Here is a 1,555-nt window from a genome sequence, read left to right on the forward strand (position 1 = left end):
CGAGCGCCCGCGAGCCGGCCGGACCGGCGCCGCGCGCCACAGGTGCGCGCTGAGATAGCTCCGCCACGGCGCCACCCGCTCCGCCCACGCCACCAACGGCTTCGGGTCGGCGGGCAGTCCCGTGGCCGCCGCGCCGGCGCGCAGCGCGACGTCGCCAGGAAGCATCACGTCGGGGTCGCCGAGCACCCGCATCCGCACGTAGTCGGCCGTCCACGGGCCGATGCCAGGCATCGCGAGCAGTGCCGCGCGCTGCTCGACGGCGTCGTCGCCGACCGTGAGCGTCAGGGACCCATCGGCGAGATCCCGTGCCGCCCCGACGATCGACCTGATGCGTGCGGCGGGCCCGCGGAGGACCTCGGCACCACGCTCGGCGATCTCCGACATGGTCGGGAACAGGATGCCGCCGTCGATACGTTCTCCCAGCGCCTCGGTCAGCGCGGTCAAAGCCGTGCGAGCCGCGACCACCGTGATCTGCTGCCCCACCATCGCCCTGATCAGCATCTCGTGCGGGTCGGCCGAACCCGGTACCCGGATCCCCGGCGTGCGTGCCACGAGAGGAGCGAGTTCCGCATGCGCGCTCAGCGCCTCGTCGATCGCGAGTGGATCGGCATCGAGGTCGAAGATGCGCCGTGCGGTTGCGACGAGGGGTGCGAGGTCTCCGAGTTGCGTGACGCGCGCCCGCAGATGCAGTCGCTCATCGGCATCCCGCCGCACCTCGAACCAGGCGGGCCCGCCACTCGTTCGCAGGTGTCTGGAGAACGAGGACTCCCCCGCTGCCTCCACGCCGGGGACGGCGCGAGCGGCCATCCATTCGAAGATCCCCGATGAGTCGAGCGGTCCGCGATACGGGAGCACGAGGTCGATCGACCCCGGCGCGGAGATGATGCTCCCCCGTCGCCGAGCGCGGAGCTCACCTGGCGTGAGTCCGAACACCTCGCGGATCGTGTCGTTGCACTGCCGGATGCTCGCGAAACCGGCAGAGAAGGCGACGTCGGACACCGCCATGCTCGTGCCGACGAGCAGCATCCGCGCGGTGTGGGCGCGATGTGCGCGCGCGAGGGCGAGCGGTCCGGCGCCGAGCTCGGCCGACAGCAGACGCGTGAGATGCCTGGTCGAGTACCCGAGGCGCTGCGCGAGGCCCGAGACGCCCTCGCGCTCGACCACCCCGGAGGAGATCAGGCGCATGGCGCGCGCGGCGACATCGCTGCGAATGTCCCACGCCGGCGATCCGGGCGCCGCCTCGGGGAGACACCGCTTGCAGGCGCGATAGCCCGCCTCGTGCGCGGCAGCGCTCGTCGGGTAGAACGTGACGTTCTGGGGCTTCGGCGTGCGCGCCGGACAGCTGGGACGGCAGTAGATGCCGGTCGTCCGCACCGCCGTGACGAACTGTCCGTCGAAGCGGGTGTCACGCGCACTGATCGCACGGTACCGCTCGTCGAAATCCACCACGGGGAAGCTCATGTCTCCACTCTGTCACGCGCCTCCGACACCGGCTGGCGGAAATCGGACACGGCTGTGGACGGACGATCCGCGAGAGAACGAGAGGACCCTGCGG

General features: G+C 71.5%; 1 protein-coding gene. It reads right to left on the reverse strand.

Translation table 11 applies throughout. The features are described 5' to 3' along the window. On the reverse strand, window positions 1-1,461 hold a 1,461-nt coding region (locus AUC47_RS11675), incomplete at its 3' end, for an AlkA N-terminal domain-containing protein (RefSeq protein WP_143740733.1). Between the last annotated feature and the right edge of the window lie 94 nt (window positions 1,462-1,555).

The organism is Microbacterium sp. SZ1 (assembly GCF_002362255.1).
Lineage (GTDB): Bacteria > Actinomycetota > Actinomycetes > Actinomycetales > Microbacteriaceae > Microbacterium.